The 15,298-nt window shown below is 66.0% G+C and carries 16 protein-coding genes; 10 read left to right on the top strand and 6 right to left on the bottom strand.

The genetic code is table 11. The features are described 5' to 3' along the window. Positions 1–22 precede the first annotated feature (22 nt). The gene (locus tag ACZ1J6_RS07720) at positions 23–1,534 is read right to left on the bottom strand and encodes a replicative DNA helicase (protein ID WP_132267440.1); all 1,512 of its coding nucleotides are present in this window, start codon (positions 1,532–1,534) and stop codon (positions 23–25) included. Positions 1,535–1,781: 247 nt separating this feature from the next. Here ACZ1J6_RS07720 and ACZ1J6_RS07715 point away from each other — a divergent pair, with 247 nt between their 5' ends. The 4 genes from ACZ1J6_RS07715 to ACZ1J6_RS07700 all read left to right on the top strand — a co-directional run bounded on the left by ACZ1J6_RS07715 (position 1,782) and on the right by ACZ1J6_RS07700 (position 4,244). Then, the gene (locus tag ACZ1J6_RS07715; protein ID WP_431568933.1) at positions 1,782–2,264 is read left to right on the top strand and encodes a UPF0262 family protein; all 483 of its coding nucleotides are present in this window, start codon (positions 1,782–1,784) and stop codon (positions 2,262–2,264) included. Between the two features lie 13 nt (positions 2,265–2,277). Continuing rightward, positions 2,278–2,997 (top strand): glycoside hydrolase family 25 protein, encoded by a 720-nt coding sequence (locus tag ACZ1J6_RS07710; RefSeq protein ID WP_465127243.1) that lies wholly within the window; start codon positions 2,278–2,280, stop codon positions 2,995–2,997. Then, positions 2,994–3,431, top strand: a complete 438-nt coding sequence (locus ACZ1J6_RS07705) for a cytidine deaminase (RefSeq protein WP_431568935.1) — start codon at positions 2,994–2,996, stop codon at positions 3,429–3,431. The genes ACZ1J6_RS07710 and ACZ1J6_RS07705 overlap by 4 nt, the downstream gene beginning before the upstream one ends. 180 nt (positions 3,432–3,611) lie before the next feature. Then, positions 3,612–4,244 (top strand): RBBP9/YdeN family alpha/beta hydrolase, encoded by a 633-nt coding sequence (locus ACZ1J6_RS07700; protein ID WP_132267434.1) that lies wholly within the window; start codon positions 3,612–3,614, stop codon positions 4,242–4,244. A gap of 81 nt (positions 4,245–4,325) precedes the next feature. Here ACZ1J6_RS07700 and ACZ1J6_RS07695 read toward each other — a convergent pair whose 3' ends face one another. From ACZ1J6_RS07695 to ACZ1J6_RS07685, 3 genes are all read right to left on the bottom strand, one after another. Then, complete coding sequence (locus tag ACZ1J6_RS07695; protein ID WP_431568936.1) at positions 4,326–5,483, bottom strand: M14 family metallopeptidase; 1,158 nt, start codon at positions 5,481–5,483, stop codon at positions 4,326–4,328. Beyond that, positions 5,480–6,100 carry a DUF4136 domain-containing protein gene (locus ACZ1J6_RS07690; protein ID WP_314467155.1) on the bottom strand — a complete coding sequence of 207 codons (621 nt, stop codon included), beginning with the start codon at positions 6,098–6,100 and terminating at the stop codon, positions 5,480–5,482. The genes ACZ1J6_RS07695 and ACZ1J6_RS07690 overlap by 4 nt, the downstream gene beginning before the upstream one ends. A 137-nt stretch (positions 6,101–6,237) precedes the next feature. Next, positions 6,238–6,954 (bottom strand): DUF4136 domain-containing protein, encoded by a 717-nt coding sequence (locus tag ACZ1J6_RS07685; RefSeq protein ID WP_243840903.1) that lies wholly within the window; start codon positions 6,952–6,954, stop codon positions 6,238–6,240. A gap of 274 nt (positions 6,955–7,228) precedes the next feature. Between ACZ1J6_RS07685 and ykgO the strand changes: the two genes are divergently transcribed. The 6 genes from ykgO (at position 7,229) to ACZ1J6_RS07655 (ending at position 12,496) form a co-directional block, all read left to right on the top strand. Beyond that, the gene (gene ykgO / locus ACZ1J6_RS07680; RefSeq protein WP_021235112.1) at positions 7,229–7,354 is read left to right on the top strand and encodes a type B 50S ribosomal protein L36; all 126 of its coding nucleotides are present in this window, start codon (positions 7,229–7,231) and stop codon (positions 7,352–7,354) included. Between the two features lie 98 nt (positions 7,355–7,452). Further along, positions 7,453–8,115, top strand: coding sequence for an HAD-IA family hydrolase (locus ACZ1J6_RS07675; protein WP_431568937.1), 663 nt, complete (start codon positions 7,453–7,455; stop codon positions 8,113–8,115). 236 nt (positions 8,116–8,351) lie between these two features. Continuing rightward, positions 8,352–9,800, top strand: coding sequence for a circularly permuted type 2 ATP-grasp protein (locus tag ACZ1J6_RS07670; protein ID WP_431568938.1), 1,449 nt, complete (start codon positions 8,352–8,354; stop codon positions 9,798–9,800). 28 nt (positions 9,801–9,828) lie between these two features. After that, on the top strand, positions 9,829–10,776 hold the full coding sequence (locus tag ACZ1J6_RS07665; protein WP_132267426.1) for an alpha-E domain-containing protein: 948 nt from the start codon (positions 9,829–9,831) through the stop codon (positions 10,774–10,776). A gap of 13 nt (positions 10,777–10,789) precedes the next feature. Continuing rightward, the gene (locus ACZ1J6_RS07660) at positions 10,790–11,653 is read left to right on the top strand and encodes a transglutaminase family protein (protein WP_465127242.1); all 864 of its coding nucleotides are present in this window, start codon (positions 10,790–10,792) and stop codon (positions 11,651–11,653) included. Positions 11,654–11,713: 60 nt separating this feature from the next. Beyond that, a complete protein-coding gene (locus ACZ1J6_RS07655; protein WP_132267423.1) occupies positions 11,714–12,496 on the top strand; it encodes a proteasome-type protease in 783 nt (260 codons plus the stop codon). 36 nt (positions 12,497–12,532) lie between these two features. On the opposite strand, the gene ACZ1J6_RS07650 is transcribed toward ACZ1J6_RS07655, so the two are convergent. Then, positions 12,533–14,176: a family 43 glycosylhydrolase gene (locus tag ACZ1J6_RS07650; RefSeq protein WP_431568940.1), complete on the bottom strand. Its 1,644-nt coding sequence runs from the start codon at positions 14,174–14,176 to the stop codon at positions 12,533–12,535. A 62-nt stretch (positions 14,177–14,238) separates the two neighbouring features. Then, positions 14,239–15,279, bottom strand: a complete 1,041-nt coding sequence (locus ACZ1J6_RS07645) for an alpha/beta hydrolase (protein WP_431568941.1) — start codon at positions 15,277–15,279, stop codon at positions 14,239–14,241. Positions 15,280–15,298: the final 19 nt, after the last annotated feature.

Below are 15,298 nucleotides of genomic sequence, written 5' to 3'. Positions count from 1 at the left end.
TTCGGCTTGCCCGTGGGAATGGTCAGTCGCTTTCGAACGCCGCGCGCATGTCGTCGTCGGCCAGATCGGAGAACTTGGTGATCCGCGCTTCGAAGCGCAGGCGCACCTTGCCGGTGGCGCCGTGGCGCTGCTTGGCGATGATCAGCTCGGACAGGCCGGTGATGCGCTCCATGTGCTCGCGCCATTCGTTCCACTTGGCGTGGACGTCTGGCGGATCGTTATCGCCCGGTTCGCGCGGTTCGACGCCCTTGGCGTAGTAATCCTCGCGGAACACGAACCAGACCATGTCCGCGTCCTGCTCGATCGAGCCCGATTCGCGAAGGTCGGAAAGCATCGGCCGCTTGTCCTCGCGCGATTCCACCGCACGAGAAAGCTGCGACAGCGCGATCACCGGAACGTGCAGTTCCTTGGCGAGCGTTTTCAATCCGCGCGAGATTTCCGAGATTTCGTTGACGCGGTTGTCGTTGGCGCGGCCGGAGCCCTGGAGCAGCTGCAGGTAGTCGATGATCACCAGGCCGATATTGTGGCGGCGCTTCAGGCGGCGCGCACGGGTGCGCAGGCCGGCGATGGTGAGGCCGGGCGTATCGTCGATATAGAGCGGCAGTTCGGCCAGGCGCTGGCTGGCGAAGGAGAGCTGCTGGAAATCCTCGCGGCTGATCTTGCCCATGCGCAGCGCTTCGGAGCTGATGCCCGACTGTTCGGCCAGGATACGTGTGGCCAGCTGGTCGGCGCTCATTTCGAGGCTGAAGAAGGCCGTTGCCGCGCCGACCGATTTCTCGGCCGGAATGCCGTCGGCCAGATCGCGCTGCAGCCGGTCGGAGGCGTTGAAGGCGATGTTGGTGACGAGCGAGGTCTTGCCCATGCCGGGACGGCCGGCAAGGATGATAAGGTCGGAATCGTGCAGGCCGCCGATCTTGCCGTTGACCGAATTGAGGCCCGTGGTCTTGCCCGAGATATGGCCGCCCGAATTGAACGCCTTCTCGATGGCGCCGATGGCGGTGCGGGTGGCGGCGGCGAAGCTCTTGGCCTCGTTCGCGGTCGAAGCGCCTTCGGCCACTTTGTACAGTGCGGCTTCCGCGCGTTCCACCTGCTCCATCGGTTCGACCGATTCGGAGGTGTCCATCGCCTCGGCCACCAGATTGCGGCCCACCGAGATCAGTTCGCGCAGCAGGGCGAGGTCGTAGATCTGGTCCGCCAGCTCGCGCGGGGCCAGCAGGCCCTGTCCGTCGGCCGTGAGGCGGGCGAGGTAGGACACGCCGCCCAGCGCCTTCAGCGCTTCGTCCGATTCGAAATAGGGGCGCAGGGTAACCGGCGTCACCACCGCCTTGCGATCGAGCAGTTGCAGGATGCGCTCGTAGATCCGGGCATGGACCGGTTCGTAGAAGTGCATCGGGGTGAGCTGCGTCTGCAGTTCCTCGATCACCCGGTTGTCGATCAGGACGGCGCCCAGGAATGCGGCCTCGGCCTCGACGTTGGCGGGCAGACTGCGGGCTTCGGCCTCGGGTGCGAGGGCAATGGCGGCTTGTTGTGACATGAGGGGGCGGACAATGCCCCATCTCGCCCCCCGGCAGCAAGCGAGCAGAAGAGTGATATTAATCCACAGGGTGTTGAGGAGCGGTTTTGGGCCGGGATGACGTCTTCACCGGGGGCGCCTTCGACATCCGGTGCCGCTCGAATCGGGCGGACACCTGTTTTTGCCTGACCGTGCGGTTGGACAAAAACGCCCACGCGACAACGCCCCTTGCGACCCCATGCTGCGAACGCGTAAAGGGCAAGGGAACATGTCCGATCCGCGCATCTCCCATATCGAGCTGGACGACGCGACCATCCTGTGGCGCAACGCCGATATCGAGCAGGAGCGGCGCATTGCCATTTTCGACCTCATCGAAGACAACGTCTTCAAGCCGGTCCGCGCCTTCGAGGCGGGGCACGAGGGGCCTTACCGGCTGCGCCTCTCCGTTCGCGACGGTCGCCTCTCGCTGGAACTGGGAGACGAATTCGGCAATCCGCTGGAGACCATGATGCTGGGGCTGGCCCGTTTCCGCCGGCCCGTGCGCGAATATTTCGCCGTTTGCGAAAGTTACTACCAGGCGATTCGCAAGGCTTCCGCCCAGGAAATCGAGACGATCGACATGGCCCGGCGCGGCATCCACGATTCGGCCGCCGAACTCCTGCTCGAAAGGCTGGACGGCAAAGTCGCCACCGATCACCCCACCGCACGCAGGCTTTTCACGCTGATCTGCGTCCTGCATATTCGCGGCTGAAGGGGGCTTCACGATGACGAGGAAGGGTTTGGCCGCCAAGGCGCGCGCGCGCATCCTGTGGCGTATCGCCGCGCTGCTGTTGCTGCTGGCGCTTGTCGCCGGGGGCTGGGGCTGGTGGCATCTGCGCCACTGGACGCCCGACCGTTCGATCTATCCCATGCAGGGCGTGGAAATCGGCGCCGCCGACGGCGAAGTGAACTGGAAGTCGCTCAAGGCGGTCGGCGTGGACTTCGCCTATATCGATGCCAGCGCCAGCGTCAGCGCCTTTGCGCGCGATCCGCGCTTCGTCGCCAATTTCGTGGCAGCCAAGGCGGCGGGGCTGCAAGTAGGGGCCGTCCACCGCTACGATCCCTGCCAGCCGGCGGAAATGCAGTCCGCCAATTTCGTCACCACCGTGCCGCGCGATTCGGCATTGCTGCCACCGGCCATCGACCTCGACATCCTGGCGGACGGCTGCCCCACCAACGTGTCCGACGCCAAAGTCGAAAGCGAGTTGATGACTTTCATCAACCAGATCGAGACGCACGCAGGCAAGCCGGTGATTCTCAAGGTCAGCAAGGCTTTCGAGGACCGCTACCGCATCGCGGCCAAGCTGGATCGCAACCTCTGGCTGGTGCGCGATCGCATGTTGCCCGACTATGGCGGCCGGCCGTGGTCCCTGTGGACGGCGAACGGCTCGCTCGCGAGCGAGATTGCGCAAGGGGGGCTGCGCTGGGTAGTGGTGCAGCCATGACTTTCACCACTCAACAGCGCGACGCCCTGCTCGTGGCCGCGCGCGAGGCCGCGTCGCGCGCCTATGCGCCCTATTCGAAGTTCCATGTCGGCGCCGCGCTGCTCATGGCGGACGGCTCGGTGGTCACCGGTGCCAATGTCGAAAACGCCAGCTACGGCCTGTCGCTCTGCGCGGAAACGGTTGCGGTTTCCGCGATCCTGTCGTCCGGGCAGCCCGGAAAGCTGGAAGCCCTGGCCGTGACCGGCGGCGCTCCGGGCGCGGCGGGGCAGGGCGATACCGTCACCCCCTGCGGGCGCTGCCGCCAGATCCTCAACGAGATCGCGCAAGTCGGCGGCACCGACCCGGTGGTCTGGTGCGACGGCGCGGAAGGTGTGCTGGAAACGACGCTGTCCGCGCTGCTCCCTCACGCTTTCGGACCTGCCAACCTCCTGTAGGACAAAGGGTTTCCCCCCTTTGACGATGCACACGCCGCCGCGCGGCCTTTTCGAAGCGGCGCGGCAGCGCATCGCTTTGTCGGAATCCTATTGTCAACCAAATCAGTTGAGTTATGGTGCGTCTGGTCGGGACGTAGACAGAGTCGACCGGCGGTATCCCCAACAGCGTTGGAGCACCCCATGACACACTACCGTTATCCCCGCGCGCAGGACCATGTACCGCTGATTCTCCTGGTGCCCGGCGCGCCCCTTGCCGAAGGGCACTGGATGAACCGCTGGGCGCGCTGGAGCGAGCATTGCCGGGTGCTGGAGCTGGGCCTCTGGGACGAGCCGCACCGCAATACCTGGGTCAACAAGCTCAACCTCGCGGTTCGCCGTGCCGACCGGCCGGTGGTGATCGTCACTGACGACATCGCCGCCCTCGCGCTTGCCTGGTGGGTGGAGTTCGAGGGACTGGGCGCGGAAAACCCGGTGCTCGGCGCGATCGTCGTCAATCCGCCGAACATGGACCTGCCGGGCGCTGACCGCCGCCTTTCGCGCTTCGGTGCCTGTCCGCGCCAGGCGCTGCCCTTCACTTCGTTCATGGTCGGCGATCTGGATGCATCGATGGCGCAGCAACGCTCGATGATCCGGCTGGCCAAGGACTGGGATTCGTTCCCCGTCTGCGACGACACGCGCGGCGACTGGGCCTCGGGCTGGATGATGCTGCAGAGCGTGCTCGGCGAAGTGCCGGCGGCCGCCGTCTCGCCGTCCTGGAGCTACGACGAGAACCTTGCCGTCAGGCAGGCCTTGCGGCAGTGGGCCGGGATCTGATCCGGTGAACGGGTAGTTCCCTTCACCGCGGCGGGCTTGGGATGCCGAACCTTCAGGCGTCCCAAGCCCGCGCGGCCGTTCTTACTTGCCGTCCTGCTCGACCAGCCATTCCAGCAGCGCGCCCATGCAGTCCTTGCCAAGCTGGGCCGAGCGTTCCGGGCTCCAGCCCTGGCGCGGGTCGGCGGCTTCGTCATGGTCCTTGAACGGCATTTCCAGCGTCATGGACACGGCGCCGAAGCGCTCGGCGACCTGATTGGTGGACATCGTCAGGTTGCCCTTGCCCGGCTGGGCGGTGGAGTAGCCGAGGCGGGTCTGGAAGTCCGGCGTGCGGCGTTCCAGGATCGTCGCGTAGCGGTCGTAACCCTGCTTCTGCTCGGCCTTGAGCGAGGGGATGCCCTCGAAACCGGCCAGGAAGACGGCGGGGATGGCTTCGTCGCCGTGGATGTCCATGGCGAAGTGCACGCCGGTTTCGTCCATGGCGGCCAGGATCGCGAGCACTTCGGGAGACCTCTCGGCGCTTGGCTCGGCCCATTCGCGGTTGAGGTTCACGCCCGCCGCATTGGTGCGCAAGTGACCGCGCGCCGAACCATCCGGGTTCATGTTGGGCACGACGTGGAAGCGGCAGCGCTTGCGCAGTTCGCGCCCGACCGAATCGGCTGGATCGGCCAGCACTTCCAGAGCGCCTTCCATCCACCATTCGGCCATCGATTCGCCGGGATGCTGGCGGGCATAGAGCCAGACCTGCTTGAGCCCGTCGCCCATGGAGAGGCAATCGAGCGGGCGGCCGTCTAGCGTGGTGCCGAGCAGGCGATAATCCACTTCCTCAAGCCCTGCGAGCGAGGCGACGAGGTCGTGATGGCGCTCCATCGAATAGGGCGCGAAATAGGCGAACCAGGCCAGTTCGCTATCGGGCGTGTGGCGGATGGTGAGGGTTCCGCCGTCCTTGCCGCCGTCCCAGGTGGTTTCGGCGCGGCCCCAGAACTGGCGGTCTTCCGAGGCGCAGGCGCGGTACCCAGGCCAGCCCAGCGGATAGGCCGAGGCGTTGAGGCCGGTGATCTTCAGCGTCAGTTCCTCGCCCGCGATGCTCTGGCCGGGGGCGGCGCTGACGCGGAAGTGGAACCACTGGAGGAAGTCCGATTCGTGATCCGGCCGGATCTTGAGTCGCGCGGTGGTGCCGTCGATGGAAAGGACTTCGATGTTGCCGGAATCGAATGCGGAGGAGATCTGGATGCTGGTCATTTCACCAGGATAGTTTCACCCGACTTGCCCGGAAACCCCTTGAACAACGCTTCGGCCATTTTTGCAGCGCCCAGCGAAGTTTGCGCCACGGGAGACTTGGAGCCGACAGTGAAGGCAGCGCGGCCTTCCCAGATGGTGCGGCCGTCCGGGCGGTCCTTGATCATCACGTGCATGCGGGTATCCACCTGGTCCTGTGGCTTGCCGGCCAGGTTGATGCCCAGCCCCAAGCCGAGGCCCGATCCGTAGCTGCCGGTACTGCCGCCCACGCCCACCGAGACGGGACTGCGGCGCGCCCCGGGCTGATAGACCTGCCGCTCCACCGAGAGCACCGCAACTTGCGTGTCGCGCACGGCTTCTCCGGGAAGGGCCTGGCGGTAGCCGACTTTCGCCAGCTCCTGCGCCACGGCGGCGGCGTAAGTCCGGAATTCCAGGCTGGAGGCATCCTGCGCATTGGCAGGATCGACGCGAATCACCCCGCGTCCGAGCATCGATGCGTCCGGAGCGCTGAACCGCGTGACTTCCACCGGCCCGACTTGCGCGGCGCAGCCGCCCAGAGCCAGCGCTCCGGCGAGAAGGGGGGCCATGAACAGGGGGGCGAATGGACGGATGCGGATCATGTCAGGCTCTCCTGAGGCGGTTCCTCATGCAATAAACCCCCGTGAAGGGAGAAAGTCGCACGGGCGGCTTGCGGGGTTGCGCTTGGTCGGCGGGGCCAGTCTGCCGGCGGGCAGGCGCGCGCCCCGGCGCGGCACTTTCAGCCCTGGGGGGCGGACACGCCGACCGGGTCGGCTTTGGGGAAGCCGTCGAACAGGGCGGCGGCCAGCTTACCGGCAATGCGGTAGTCCGGCCAGTTGTCGTCACCTTCGCGCGTGGCGATCGTGGCATAGCCTTCCCACAGCACTTTGCCGCTCGCCTTGTCGACGATCCGGGTGTCGAGCCGGGTGCCGATCAGCGCCGTGCGGGGCTTGGTGAGGTCCACGTTCACGGCCAGCCCGTAGGCCGAGCCGCGATTGCTGACGCCCATGGCCGCGGTGCCGCTGACCGGATTGCGCTTTTCCTCGGCAGGGGTCAGGACCTGGCGGCTGATCTTCAGCTCGGCCACTTGCCCGCCATTGTCTTCCTTGTGCTGGGTGTCGTAGCCCGCGCCGACGAGGGCATCGACGATGGCGGCCTCATAAGCGGCGCGCTCCGCGCCGGGCACCCACTGGCCTTCGCCCGAATCGGACTGAACCGAAACCACGCCGTGGCCGAGATCGGCCGCTTGCGGATCCTGGGCAACGAATCGGCTCACTTCCACGCGGCCTTCGCGCGAATCCTTCGTGCGGCTGGAAGACATCGGCGCGCCGACCGGGCCGCCCATCAGCGGGTCGCCCCATCGATCGCCCCAGCCGGAACCCCAGCCCGAACCATAACCGCCACCCCAGCCGGGACGGGCCTGAAGCGCGGGAGCGGCAAGCAACGTTGCGACCATTCCAGTAGCGAAAATCGCGGTTTTTAGCGTCTTCATTGTTCGTTGGGGTCCGAAAAGGCGATTGGCGAAGAATCGGTTGGGTCGCACCCGAACCTGGGTTATGGGCGCTTGCGATTGCCTTGGGATGAACGGCAAAACGAAGCTCTTGCACGAGGTGGAATGGCCCCTCGGGCTTGACTTTGCAAGCCGCTCCCACTAACGGCGCCACTTCCTATTTTGCGGCGGCCCCAGTTTGCTTGGTGCAACCGCCGGACCACGCAAGACGAGACTAGACATGAAGATTACGAACAGCCTGAAGTCGCTCAAGGGTCGTCACCGGGACAACCGCGTGATCCGCCGTCGCGGCCGCACTTACGTCATCAACAAGACCAACCGTCGCTTCAAGGCCCGCCAGGGCTGATTCGTCTGTCTGTCCCTGCCATCGGGCGGGGATGACCAAGGCGGACGGGCGATTGCGTCTGACGACATGAGGCCCCCGCCAGGTGCGGGGGTCTTGTCATGTCTGCTGTCCAAGAAAACCATCCGGCCGAAGCGCGCGGGCCTGTAGCGGCGCCTGTAGCGGCTGTCGTGTTCGATGTCGGGCGCGTCCTCGTCGAGTGGGACATGCGCCTGCTTTTCGCCAAGCTGATCCCCGAGCCGGAGCGGCTGGACTGGTTCTGCACCACCGTCGTCACCGAGGAATGGCACTTCGAGCATGATGCCGGGCGCGATCTGGCGGAACTGGTGGCCGAGCGAAAGGCCGCGTTCCCGGGCAACGACGCCCTGATAGACGCTTATGCCACGCGGTTCCTGGAAACGATCCCCGGCAACGTCCCGGGCAGCCACGACATCGTTCGCGAGCTTGCGGCACAGGCCGTGCCGCTCTTTGCCATCACCAACTTCGCCAGCCCGTTCTGGCGCGAGTACCGCGCGGCGGAGCCGCTGTTCGACCTGTTCGGCGACATCGTCGTCTCCGGGGACGAGAAGCTGGCCAAGCCCGACGCGCGCATCTTCGATATGGCGGCGAAACGCTTCGGCCACGACCCGCAGGCGATGCTGTTCATCGACGACAATGCCGCCAACATCGCTTCGGCGCGGGCGCTGGGCTGGCAGGTGCATCATTTCCAAGGCGCCCCGGCGCTGCGCGCCGACCTGACGGCGCGGGGCCTGCTGGAAGCCTAGGCAAGGCGAAATACGAAAGCCCCGCAGATTCCCGCGCCAGGATCAGTGGATTAGCCAACTGCACTTAGCCTCTGCAGCGCACGCATTTACTGTCGGAGATTGCGCGGGAAAGCGTGCTCCATACCAATCGGTCCGAATTCCGCCGATACTCGCAGGAATTTTTCTTTCGCACTTGCAGCGTAGCCGCTTGGCAAGCTCGTTTCCGTGTTGCATCACATGGACAAACGGGAGTCACAATGACGGCTACGGGCGGAACCAACTACGACGAGATGCTCAACGAGGATGGGTCGGTGAGACCTGCCTACGCCGACTTTCGAAAATGGTACGACTCGCAGGACAAGGCCTGGCTGAAACGGCAGGACGCCGAGGCGGAGCGCTTCTTCCGCCGCATCGGCATCACCTTCAACGTCTACGGGGACGATGCTGCCGAGGAGCGGCTCATTCCCTTCGACATGATCCCCCGCATCATCACCGCCCGCGAGTGGCGCAAGCTGACGCAGGGCATCGAGCAGCGGGTGCGGGCGCTCAACGCCTTCCTGCAGGACCTCTACCACCGCCAGGAGATCATCCGCTCCGGCCGCCTGCCGATCTCCGCGCTCCGCAACAACGAGGCGTTCCTGTCGCAGATGATCGGGATGACGCCGCCGGGGGGCGTCTATACCCATATCGTCGGCATCGATCTCGTCCGCACCGGGCCGGAAGAGTTCATGGTGCTGGAAGACAATGCCCGCACGCCGTCCGGCGTCTCGTACATGCTCGAGAACCGCGAGACGATGATGGCGATGTTCCCGGAGCTGTTCACGCGCATCCCGGTGCGCCCGGTTTCCGACTATCCGCGCCGTCTGGCCCGCTCGCTGCGGGCCTGCGCGCCGCCGGCGTACGATGGCGGAAAGGGCGGCGGCACCCGTCCTACCGTGGCCGTACTGACGCCGGGCATCTACAATTCCGCTTATTTCGAGCACGCTTTCCTGGCCGACCAGATGGGCGCGGAGCTGGTGGAAGGCCGCGATCTTCGCGTGGTGGACGGCCGCGTCGCCATGCGCACGACCACGGGCTACAAGGCGATCGACGTGATCTATCGCCGCGTCGACGACGATTATCTCGATCCCCTGAGTTTCCAGCCCGATTCGGCGCTGGGCGTTTCGGGGATCATGGACGTCTACCGCGCGGGCGGCATTACCATCGCCAATGCGCCGGGCACCGGCATCGCCGACGACAAGGCGATCTACAGCTACATGCCCGAGATCGTCGAATTCTATACCGGCGAGAAACCGATCCTGGCCAATGTGCCGACCTGGCGCTGCTCGGAAAGCGATTCCCTGGCCTATGTGCTCGACAATCTGGCCGAACTGGTGGTCAAGGAGGTTCATGGCTCGGGCGGCTACGGCATGCTGATCGGCCCGGCCGCCTCGAAGAAGGAACTGGCCGATTTCGAGGCCAAGCTGCGCGCGCGGCCGGACAATTACATCGCCCAGCCGACCCTTTCGCTCTCCACCGTGCCGATCTTCACCAAGGAGGGACTGGCGCCGCGCCATGTGGACCTCAGGCCTTTCGTGCTGGTTTCGCCCGAAGGCATCGACATCACGCCGGGCGGGCTCACCCGCGTGGCGCTGAAGAAGGGATCGCTGGTGGTCAATTCCTCGCAAGGTGGCGGCACCAAGGATTCGTGGGTGCTGGACGAATGAGGGCTATGGGACGGGTGAGGGCGCGCTGATGCTGGGACGGGCCGCCAACGGCGTATACTGGATGAGCCGCTATCTCGAACGGGCGGAAAACACCGCGCGCCTAATCGACGTGGGTTTCCATCTCGCGCTGACGCGGGGCAACAAGCATTCGCAGGACGAGGAGTGGAAGTCGGTCCTGACCACCACCGGGCTGGTGGGGAACTATTGCCGCGTCCACGGCGGGTTCAACGGGCCCCAGGTGTTCAACTTCCTGCTGCGCGACAAGGACAATCCCGGCTCGGTCCTGGCCATGGTCGAGAACGCGCGCACCAATGCCCGCATGGTGCGCAACAGCCTGACCAACGCCGTATGGGAAACCACCAACGAAGGCTGGATGCATTTGCGCGACCTGCTCGCGCGGCCGGTTCGGGAGACCAACCTGGGCGAAGTGCTGGGCCAGATCCGCCGCACCGGCACGCTCGTGCGCGGGGCGCTGGAAGGAACGATGCTGCGCAACGAGGTGTTCAACTTCTCGCGCATCGGCACGTTCATCGAGCGGGCGGACAGCACCGCGCGCATCCTCGACGTGAAATACTACGTCCTGCTGCCCTCGGCGGCCTGGGTCGGCTCCAGCCTGGACAACGTCCAGTGGGACACGCTGCTGCGCTCGGTGGCGGGCAACCGTGCCTATTCCTGGCTCAACGCCGGCGCCATGGATTCGCGCGGGATCGCCCGGTTCCTGATCCTGGACGGGCAATTTCCGCGCAGTCTGGTCTTCTGCTACGACAAGCTTCGCAGCAACATGGCAGGCCTCGCCAAGGAATATGGCGGAGAGACATCCGCGCACGCGCTTCTGCGCGCCACCGGCGGCGCGCTTCAGGAAACCTCGATCGAGGCGATCTTCGAGATGGGCCTGCACGAATTCCTGCAGGACTTCATCGGCAAGACCAGCCGGCTCGGCAGTGCCATCGCCGCCGATTACCGCTTCAACGAATAGGACGGCTTGTTCCATGCTTCTGACCGTCACGCACACTACGCGCTACGCTTTCGCCGCTCCCGTCACGCACGGATTGCAGCGGCTTCGGCTGCGGCCCAAGACCACTCACGGGCAGGAAGTGCTCGACTGGACGATGGAACTGACCGGCGCGCGCCACGAGGTGGGCTACGACGATCAGCACCAGAACCACACCTCGCTCGTTTCCATCGAACCGGGCGCCCGGGAAGTCACCGTCACCTGCGCGGGCACGGTGCGCACGAGCGACAACAACGGCATCACTGGCGCGCATGGCGGGCATGCTCCGCTCTGGTGCTTCCTGCGCGCGACGCCGCTGACACGCGCCGGCAAGGGGGTGCGTTCGCTGCTGGCCTCCGTCGATGCCGACAAGTCGGACCTCGTGGGGTTCCTCCATGTCCTTTCCAGCGCCATCGCCGCGCGCGTTGCCTATGTGCCGGGCGCCACGGACGTGCGCACGACGGCGGAACAGGCGCTGATGGCAGGAAAAGGCGTCTGCCAGGACCACGCCCATATCTTCATCAGCGCCGGGCGCCTGCTGGACATCCCGATGCGCTATGTCGGCGGCTATCTGCGGATGAACGACCGGGTGGAGCAGGATGCCGGGCACGGCTGGGCAGAGGCGCACGTTCCGGGGCTGGGCTGGGTCGGATTTGACGTTTCCAACGCGATCTGCCCGGATGAAAGGTATATCCGCGTAGCCAGCGGCTCAGACTATGCAGAGGCCGCTCCGGTTACGGGTGTGGCCACGGGCGCGGGGGAAACCCGGCTGGACGTGCATTTGTCCGTGGAGGAGAACCTGCTAGGACAGCAGCAGCAGCAGTCCGCAGACGGCGGGCAGCGGCAGATACAAGGCGGCTGAAACGGCCGCGGTCCCGTGAATGGTCGCGCGGGACGCAGGAATTCAGGGGTTTTTGATTCCATGACCTATTGTGTAGGCATGATGCTGGATCGCGGACTCGTCTTGATGAGTGACACCCGCACCAATTCGGGCGTCGACAATATCTCCACGTTCCAGAAGATGTATCACTGGGAAATCCCGGGAGAGCGCATCATCACCCTGATGACGGCGGGCAACCTGGCCACCACCCAGGCGGTCATCAGCCAGTTGGAAGAGCGCAACAAGGCCCCGGCGGAGCGGCACAATTCCCTGCTGGAGGCGCCCACCATGTTCCAGGTGGCCACGGTGGTCGGCAATCTCCTCCAGGACATCATCACCGAGCGCGCCAGCGACAATGGCCAGAAGGCCGCGACCGGCACCTTCAGCGCCTCGATGATCGTGGCCGGGCAGATCAAGGGCATGGAGCCGCGGCTTTTCCTGATCTACCCCGAGGGCAATTTCATCGAAGCCAGCTTCGATACGCCTTTCTTCCAGATCGGCGAGACCAAGTACGGCCGCCCGATCCTGATCCGCGGCTACGACCGGAGCATGACCTTCGAGCAGGCGGTGAAGCTGATGTGCGTCTCCTTCGATTCGACCGTGAAGGCGAACCTTTCGGTCGGCCTGCCGCTGGACCTGCTGGTGCTGGAACAGGACCGCTTCACCCCCCTCCACGACCGGCGGATCGAGCCGAACGATCCGTATTTCCAGTCGATTTCGGACGGCTGGGGAGAGGCGCTGCGCCAGGCGCTGGATGCCCTGCCGGACTACCGGATGGAAACCAGGCTCGATACCTCGGGCAATGGCGGCACCGGAAAGTCCTGAGCGTTCAGCGGCGCGGCTCCTTCCGCCGTGCCGAACTCAGTCCTCCAGTGCCGTGAAACGGAAGTCGCGGAACGTCGCTTCGCCGGGACCGGCCGCATAGAGGCCGGGCCGGAGCATCAGGAAACCGCCGCGCACATTGTGGTGGTAACCCGAAACTTCCATGCCGCGATCGAAGCGCTTCCAGGTACGGCCGCCGTCTGCCGAGGTGTGGAAGGCGATGATGTGCCGCCGGTTGGTGAGGCGCATTTTCATGCGGCCGCCATGGGGATTGGCGGGCCGGCCGCGCTCGATGCCATATTGGTGCGTGACGAAGCGCGCCTCGTCGAAGCCGAGGCCGGCGTAGAGCTTGTCGTCGTAGAACAGCAGGAGGCCCGCCGTGCCGCCGGGGGCCAGTTCGATGTCGCATTCGAACTGATAGCTGGTGTCGCCCGCAATCAGCAGCAGCGGCGAGCCGCTCGACGGGGCCAGGCCCTTGCCTTTGAGATGCAGGGCGCCGTCTGCGACGCGCACGCGGGCCGCCTCGTCAGGCGCGGGACGGAAGAACGACCATTTCGAACCCATCGCCAGCGGCTTGGCGAAATCGTCCGACAGCGCCATGCCGTGGGGCAGGGAATCGGCCACTTTCGGCGCGGGCAGCGGCTGCGACAGGTCTCCGCCGGTCATCCTGAACCAGCCGTCCGGCGTCCATTCGATTGTGTCGAGCAGGCATTGGCGGCCGAGCGTCCAGAAGCCGTTCTCGAAGCCGTGGTAAAGCGTGTACCACTGCTTGTCCGGCCCTTCGACCAGCGAGGCGTGGCCGCGCGACCACCAGGCTTCGGACTGGCTTTCGGTGCGGACCAGCGGGTTCCCGGGGTGTTGTTCCCAAGGGCCATGGATCGAGCGGGCGCGGGCGGCGATCACCATATGGCCGGTGGGCGGCCCGGCCGTGCCGCCGACCGCCGTGAGCATGTAGAACCAGTCGCCATGGCGGTGGATCTTGGGGCCCTCGGGCGAGAAACCTTCCACGTCCCAATCCTCGGGATAGTGCCAGGGATCGTAGACGTGCTCGACCTTGCCGGACAGCGACAGCCCGTCTTCGGAAAGCCGCACCCGGTCCCCGCCCGAGAGGAACAGCCAGCGCGAGCCGTCCTCGCCCACGGCATGGCAGGGGTCGATATGGTCGTGCAGGCCCAGGGGCTTCGGGTCGCTCCACGGGCCGTCGATATGATCCGCCCAGATCACGTAAATCTCGTTGGGCTCGGCCTTGACCGGGATGTAGAGGAAGTAGCGTCCCTCGTGCTTCTCCAGGCTTACGGCCCATACCGAGCCGATATTGCGGGTCAGCGCCGGTTTGCGGGGCTGCCAGTTCACCAGGTCGCGGCTGTGCCAGATGGTGAGGCCGGGGTAGGAATCGAAGCTGGAGAAAGTGAGATAATAATCTTCGCCGTCCTTGAGGATGGCGGGGTCGGGCCGGTCGCCCGAAAGGACGGGGTTGAGCATCCTGCCACCGCCGAGGCTGGAAATGCGCTGGTTGTCGAAGCCGCGGCGCCAGTTGCGGGCGGGCGCCGCCGGGGCGGACGGCGGAGCGCTACCCGTTCCGGGCGCCTTTGCGGTAGCCTCTCCGCTTGCGAGAATGGGGGCCGCAAGGCCGATGCCGCCGAGCAGGGCGGTCTTGAGTGCGTCGCGTCTGTCCATTGTCATCCCATTCTGCCCCGAATGTTTAGGCCGGTTCTTTCCGGTCATTTACCTTAGCCCCAGGTACTTCAGGCTAGGCCGACCGAGCGGGCCCAGGCCCGCCAGAGATCGGGCCACGCCTCGACCGGCTTGCCGATCGTGCCGCGCAGCCCGAAGCCGTGGCCGCCTTGCGCGAAAAGGTGGGTTTCCACCGGCACGCCTTGCGCGCGGAGGGCGGCGCGCAGGCGCAGGCTGTTCTCTACCGGGACGACGGGATCGTCGTCGGCGTGAAGCAGGAAGTGCGGCGGCGCGCCCTTGGGCACCGTGCGCTCCGGCGAGTGCGCGGCTTCCAGCGCCGCTGTGGGCGAGGGGCCGAGCAGCAGGTCGCGGGATCCGGCATGGGCAATGGCCGGGTCCATCGAGACCACCGGATAGACCGGGGCCGCGCAGAACGGGCGCGCGGAAAGTCTGTCCGCCGCATCGACCGGTGCGTAGGCTTTCGCGTCGAAGCGAGTGGAGAGGCTGGCGCAGACATGGCCGCCGGCCGAAAAACCCATGGCGGCGACGCGCTCCGGCTGGATCCCGAAGTCTTTCGCACGGTGGCGGATCAGGCGCATGGCGCGCTGGGCATCGGCCAGCGGCACGTCCTGCCGATCCGCCCAGCCTTCCCCGGGGAGGCGGTAGAACAGCACGAAGGCCGTGAAGCCGCGCGCGGCAAGCCAGCGTGCCACTTCGTAGCCTTCCTTGTCGATCACGACGAGCCGGTAGCCGCCGCCCGGGGCGATCAGCACCGCCGCGCCGTTGGGCCGGTCGGGCCGGAACACCACCATGCGCGGATGGGTGGTGCCGGTGACGGAGCGATCGTTGACCTGCCCATTGGCAGAGCGTTCGGTGACGGTTTCGACCGGCGGCGCTCCGGGCATTCCCGGCGCACCTTTCGGCCAGAGGTCGATCGTCTCGGTGGGTTCCGGCAAGCCTGGCGGCGGCGCCTTGGCGGCATCGGCCGGAGGCGGTGTCATGCCGGTATCGCCCGGCCTTCCGGTTTGGGCCAAGGCCTGGCCGGCGCTCAATCCAGGCAGCAGCCCGGAGGCGAGCGAAGCCGCCATGAACGATCGGCGGTCGATGGTCATGGCGGCTTCCTCTTCGTTA

The sequence above is a fragment of the Novosphingobium sp. BL-S-21 genome, from assembly GCF_055521655.1.
The sequence above is the reverse complement of the archived record's forward strand: the minus strand, read 5'-3'. Positions and strand labels throughout refer to the sequence as shown.

Bases quoted from the DNA above. Each gene is read 5' to 3' on its own strand.
- ACZ1J6_RS07720 (WP_132267440.1), bottom strand. From the start codon at position 1,534: ATGTCACAACAAGCCGCCATTGCCCTCGCACCCGAGGCCGAAGCCCGC.
- ACZ1J6_RS07715 (WP_431568933.1), top strand. From the start codon at position 1,782: ATGTCCGATCCGCGCATCTCCCATATCGAGCTGGACGACGCGACCATC.
- ACZ1J6_RS07710 (WP_465127243.1), top strand. From the start codon at position 2,278: ATGACGAGGAAGGGTTTGGCCGCCAAGGCGCGCGCGCGCATCCTGTGG.
- ACZ1J6_RS07705 (WP_431568935.1), top strand. From the start codon at position 2,994: ATGACTTTCACCACTCAACAGCGCGACGCCCTGCTCGTGGCCGCGCGC.
- ACZ1J6_RS07700 (WP_132267434.1), top strand. From the start codon at position 3,612: ATGACACACTACCGTTATCCCCGCGCGCAGGACCATGTACCGCTGATT.
- ACZ1J6_RS07695 (WP_431568936.1), bottom strand. From the start codon at position 5,483: ATGACCAGCATCCAGATCTCCTCCGCATTCGATTCCGGCAACATCGAA.
- ACZ1J6_RS07690 (WP_314467155.1), bottom strand. From the start codon at position 6,100: ATGATCCGCATCCGTCCATTCGCCCCCCTGTTCATGGCCCCCCTTCTC.
- ACZ1J6_RS07685 (WP_243840903.1), bottom strand. From the start codon at position 6,954: ATGGTCGCAACGTTGCTTGCCGCTCCCGCGCTTCAGGCCCGTCCCGGC.
- ykgO (WP_021235112.1), top strand. From the start codon at position 7,229: ATGAAGATTACGAACAGCCTGAAGTCGCTCAAGGGTCGTCACCGGGAC.
- ACZ1J6_RS07675 (WP_431568937.1), top strand. From the start codon at position 7,453: ATGTCTGCTGTCCAAGAAAACCATCCGGCCGAAGCGCGCGGGCCTGTA.
- ACZ1J6_RS07670 (WP_431568938.1), top strand. From the start codon at position 8,352: ATGACGGCTACGGGCGGAACCAACTACGACGAGATGCTCAACGAGGAT.
- ACZ1J6_RS07665 (WP_132267426.1), top strand. From the start codon at position 9,829: ATGCTGGGACGGGCCGCCAACGGCGTATACTGGATGAGCCGCTATCTC.
- ACZ1J6_RS07660 (WP_465127242.1), top strand. From the start codon at position 10,790: ATGCTTCTGACCGTCACGCACACTACGCGCTACGCTTTCGCCGCTCCC.
- ACZ1J6_RS07655 (WP_132267423.1), top strand. From the start codon at position 11,714: ATGACCTATTGTGTAGGCATGATGCTGGATCGCGGACTCGTCTTGATG.
- ACZ1J6_RS07650 (WP_431568940.1), bottom strand. From the start codon at position 14,176: ATGACAATGGACAGACGCGACGCACTCAAGACCGCCCTGCTCGGCGGC.
- ACZ1J6_RS07645 (WP_431568941.1), bottom strand. From the start codon at position 15,279: ATGACCATCGACCGCCGATCGTTCATGGCGGCTTCGCTCGCCTCCGGG.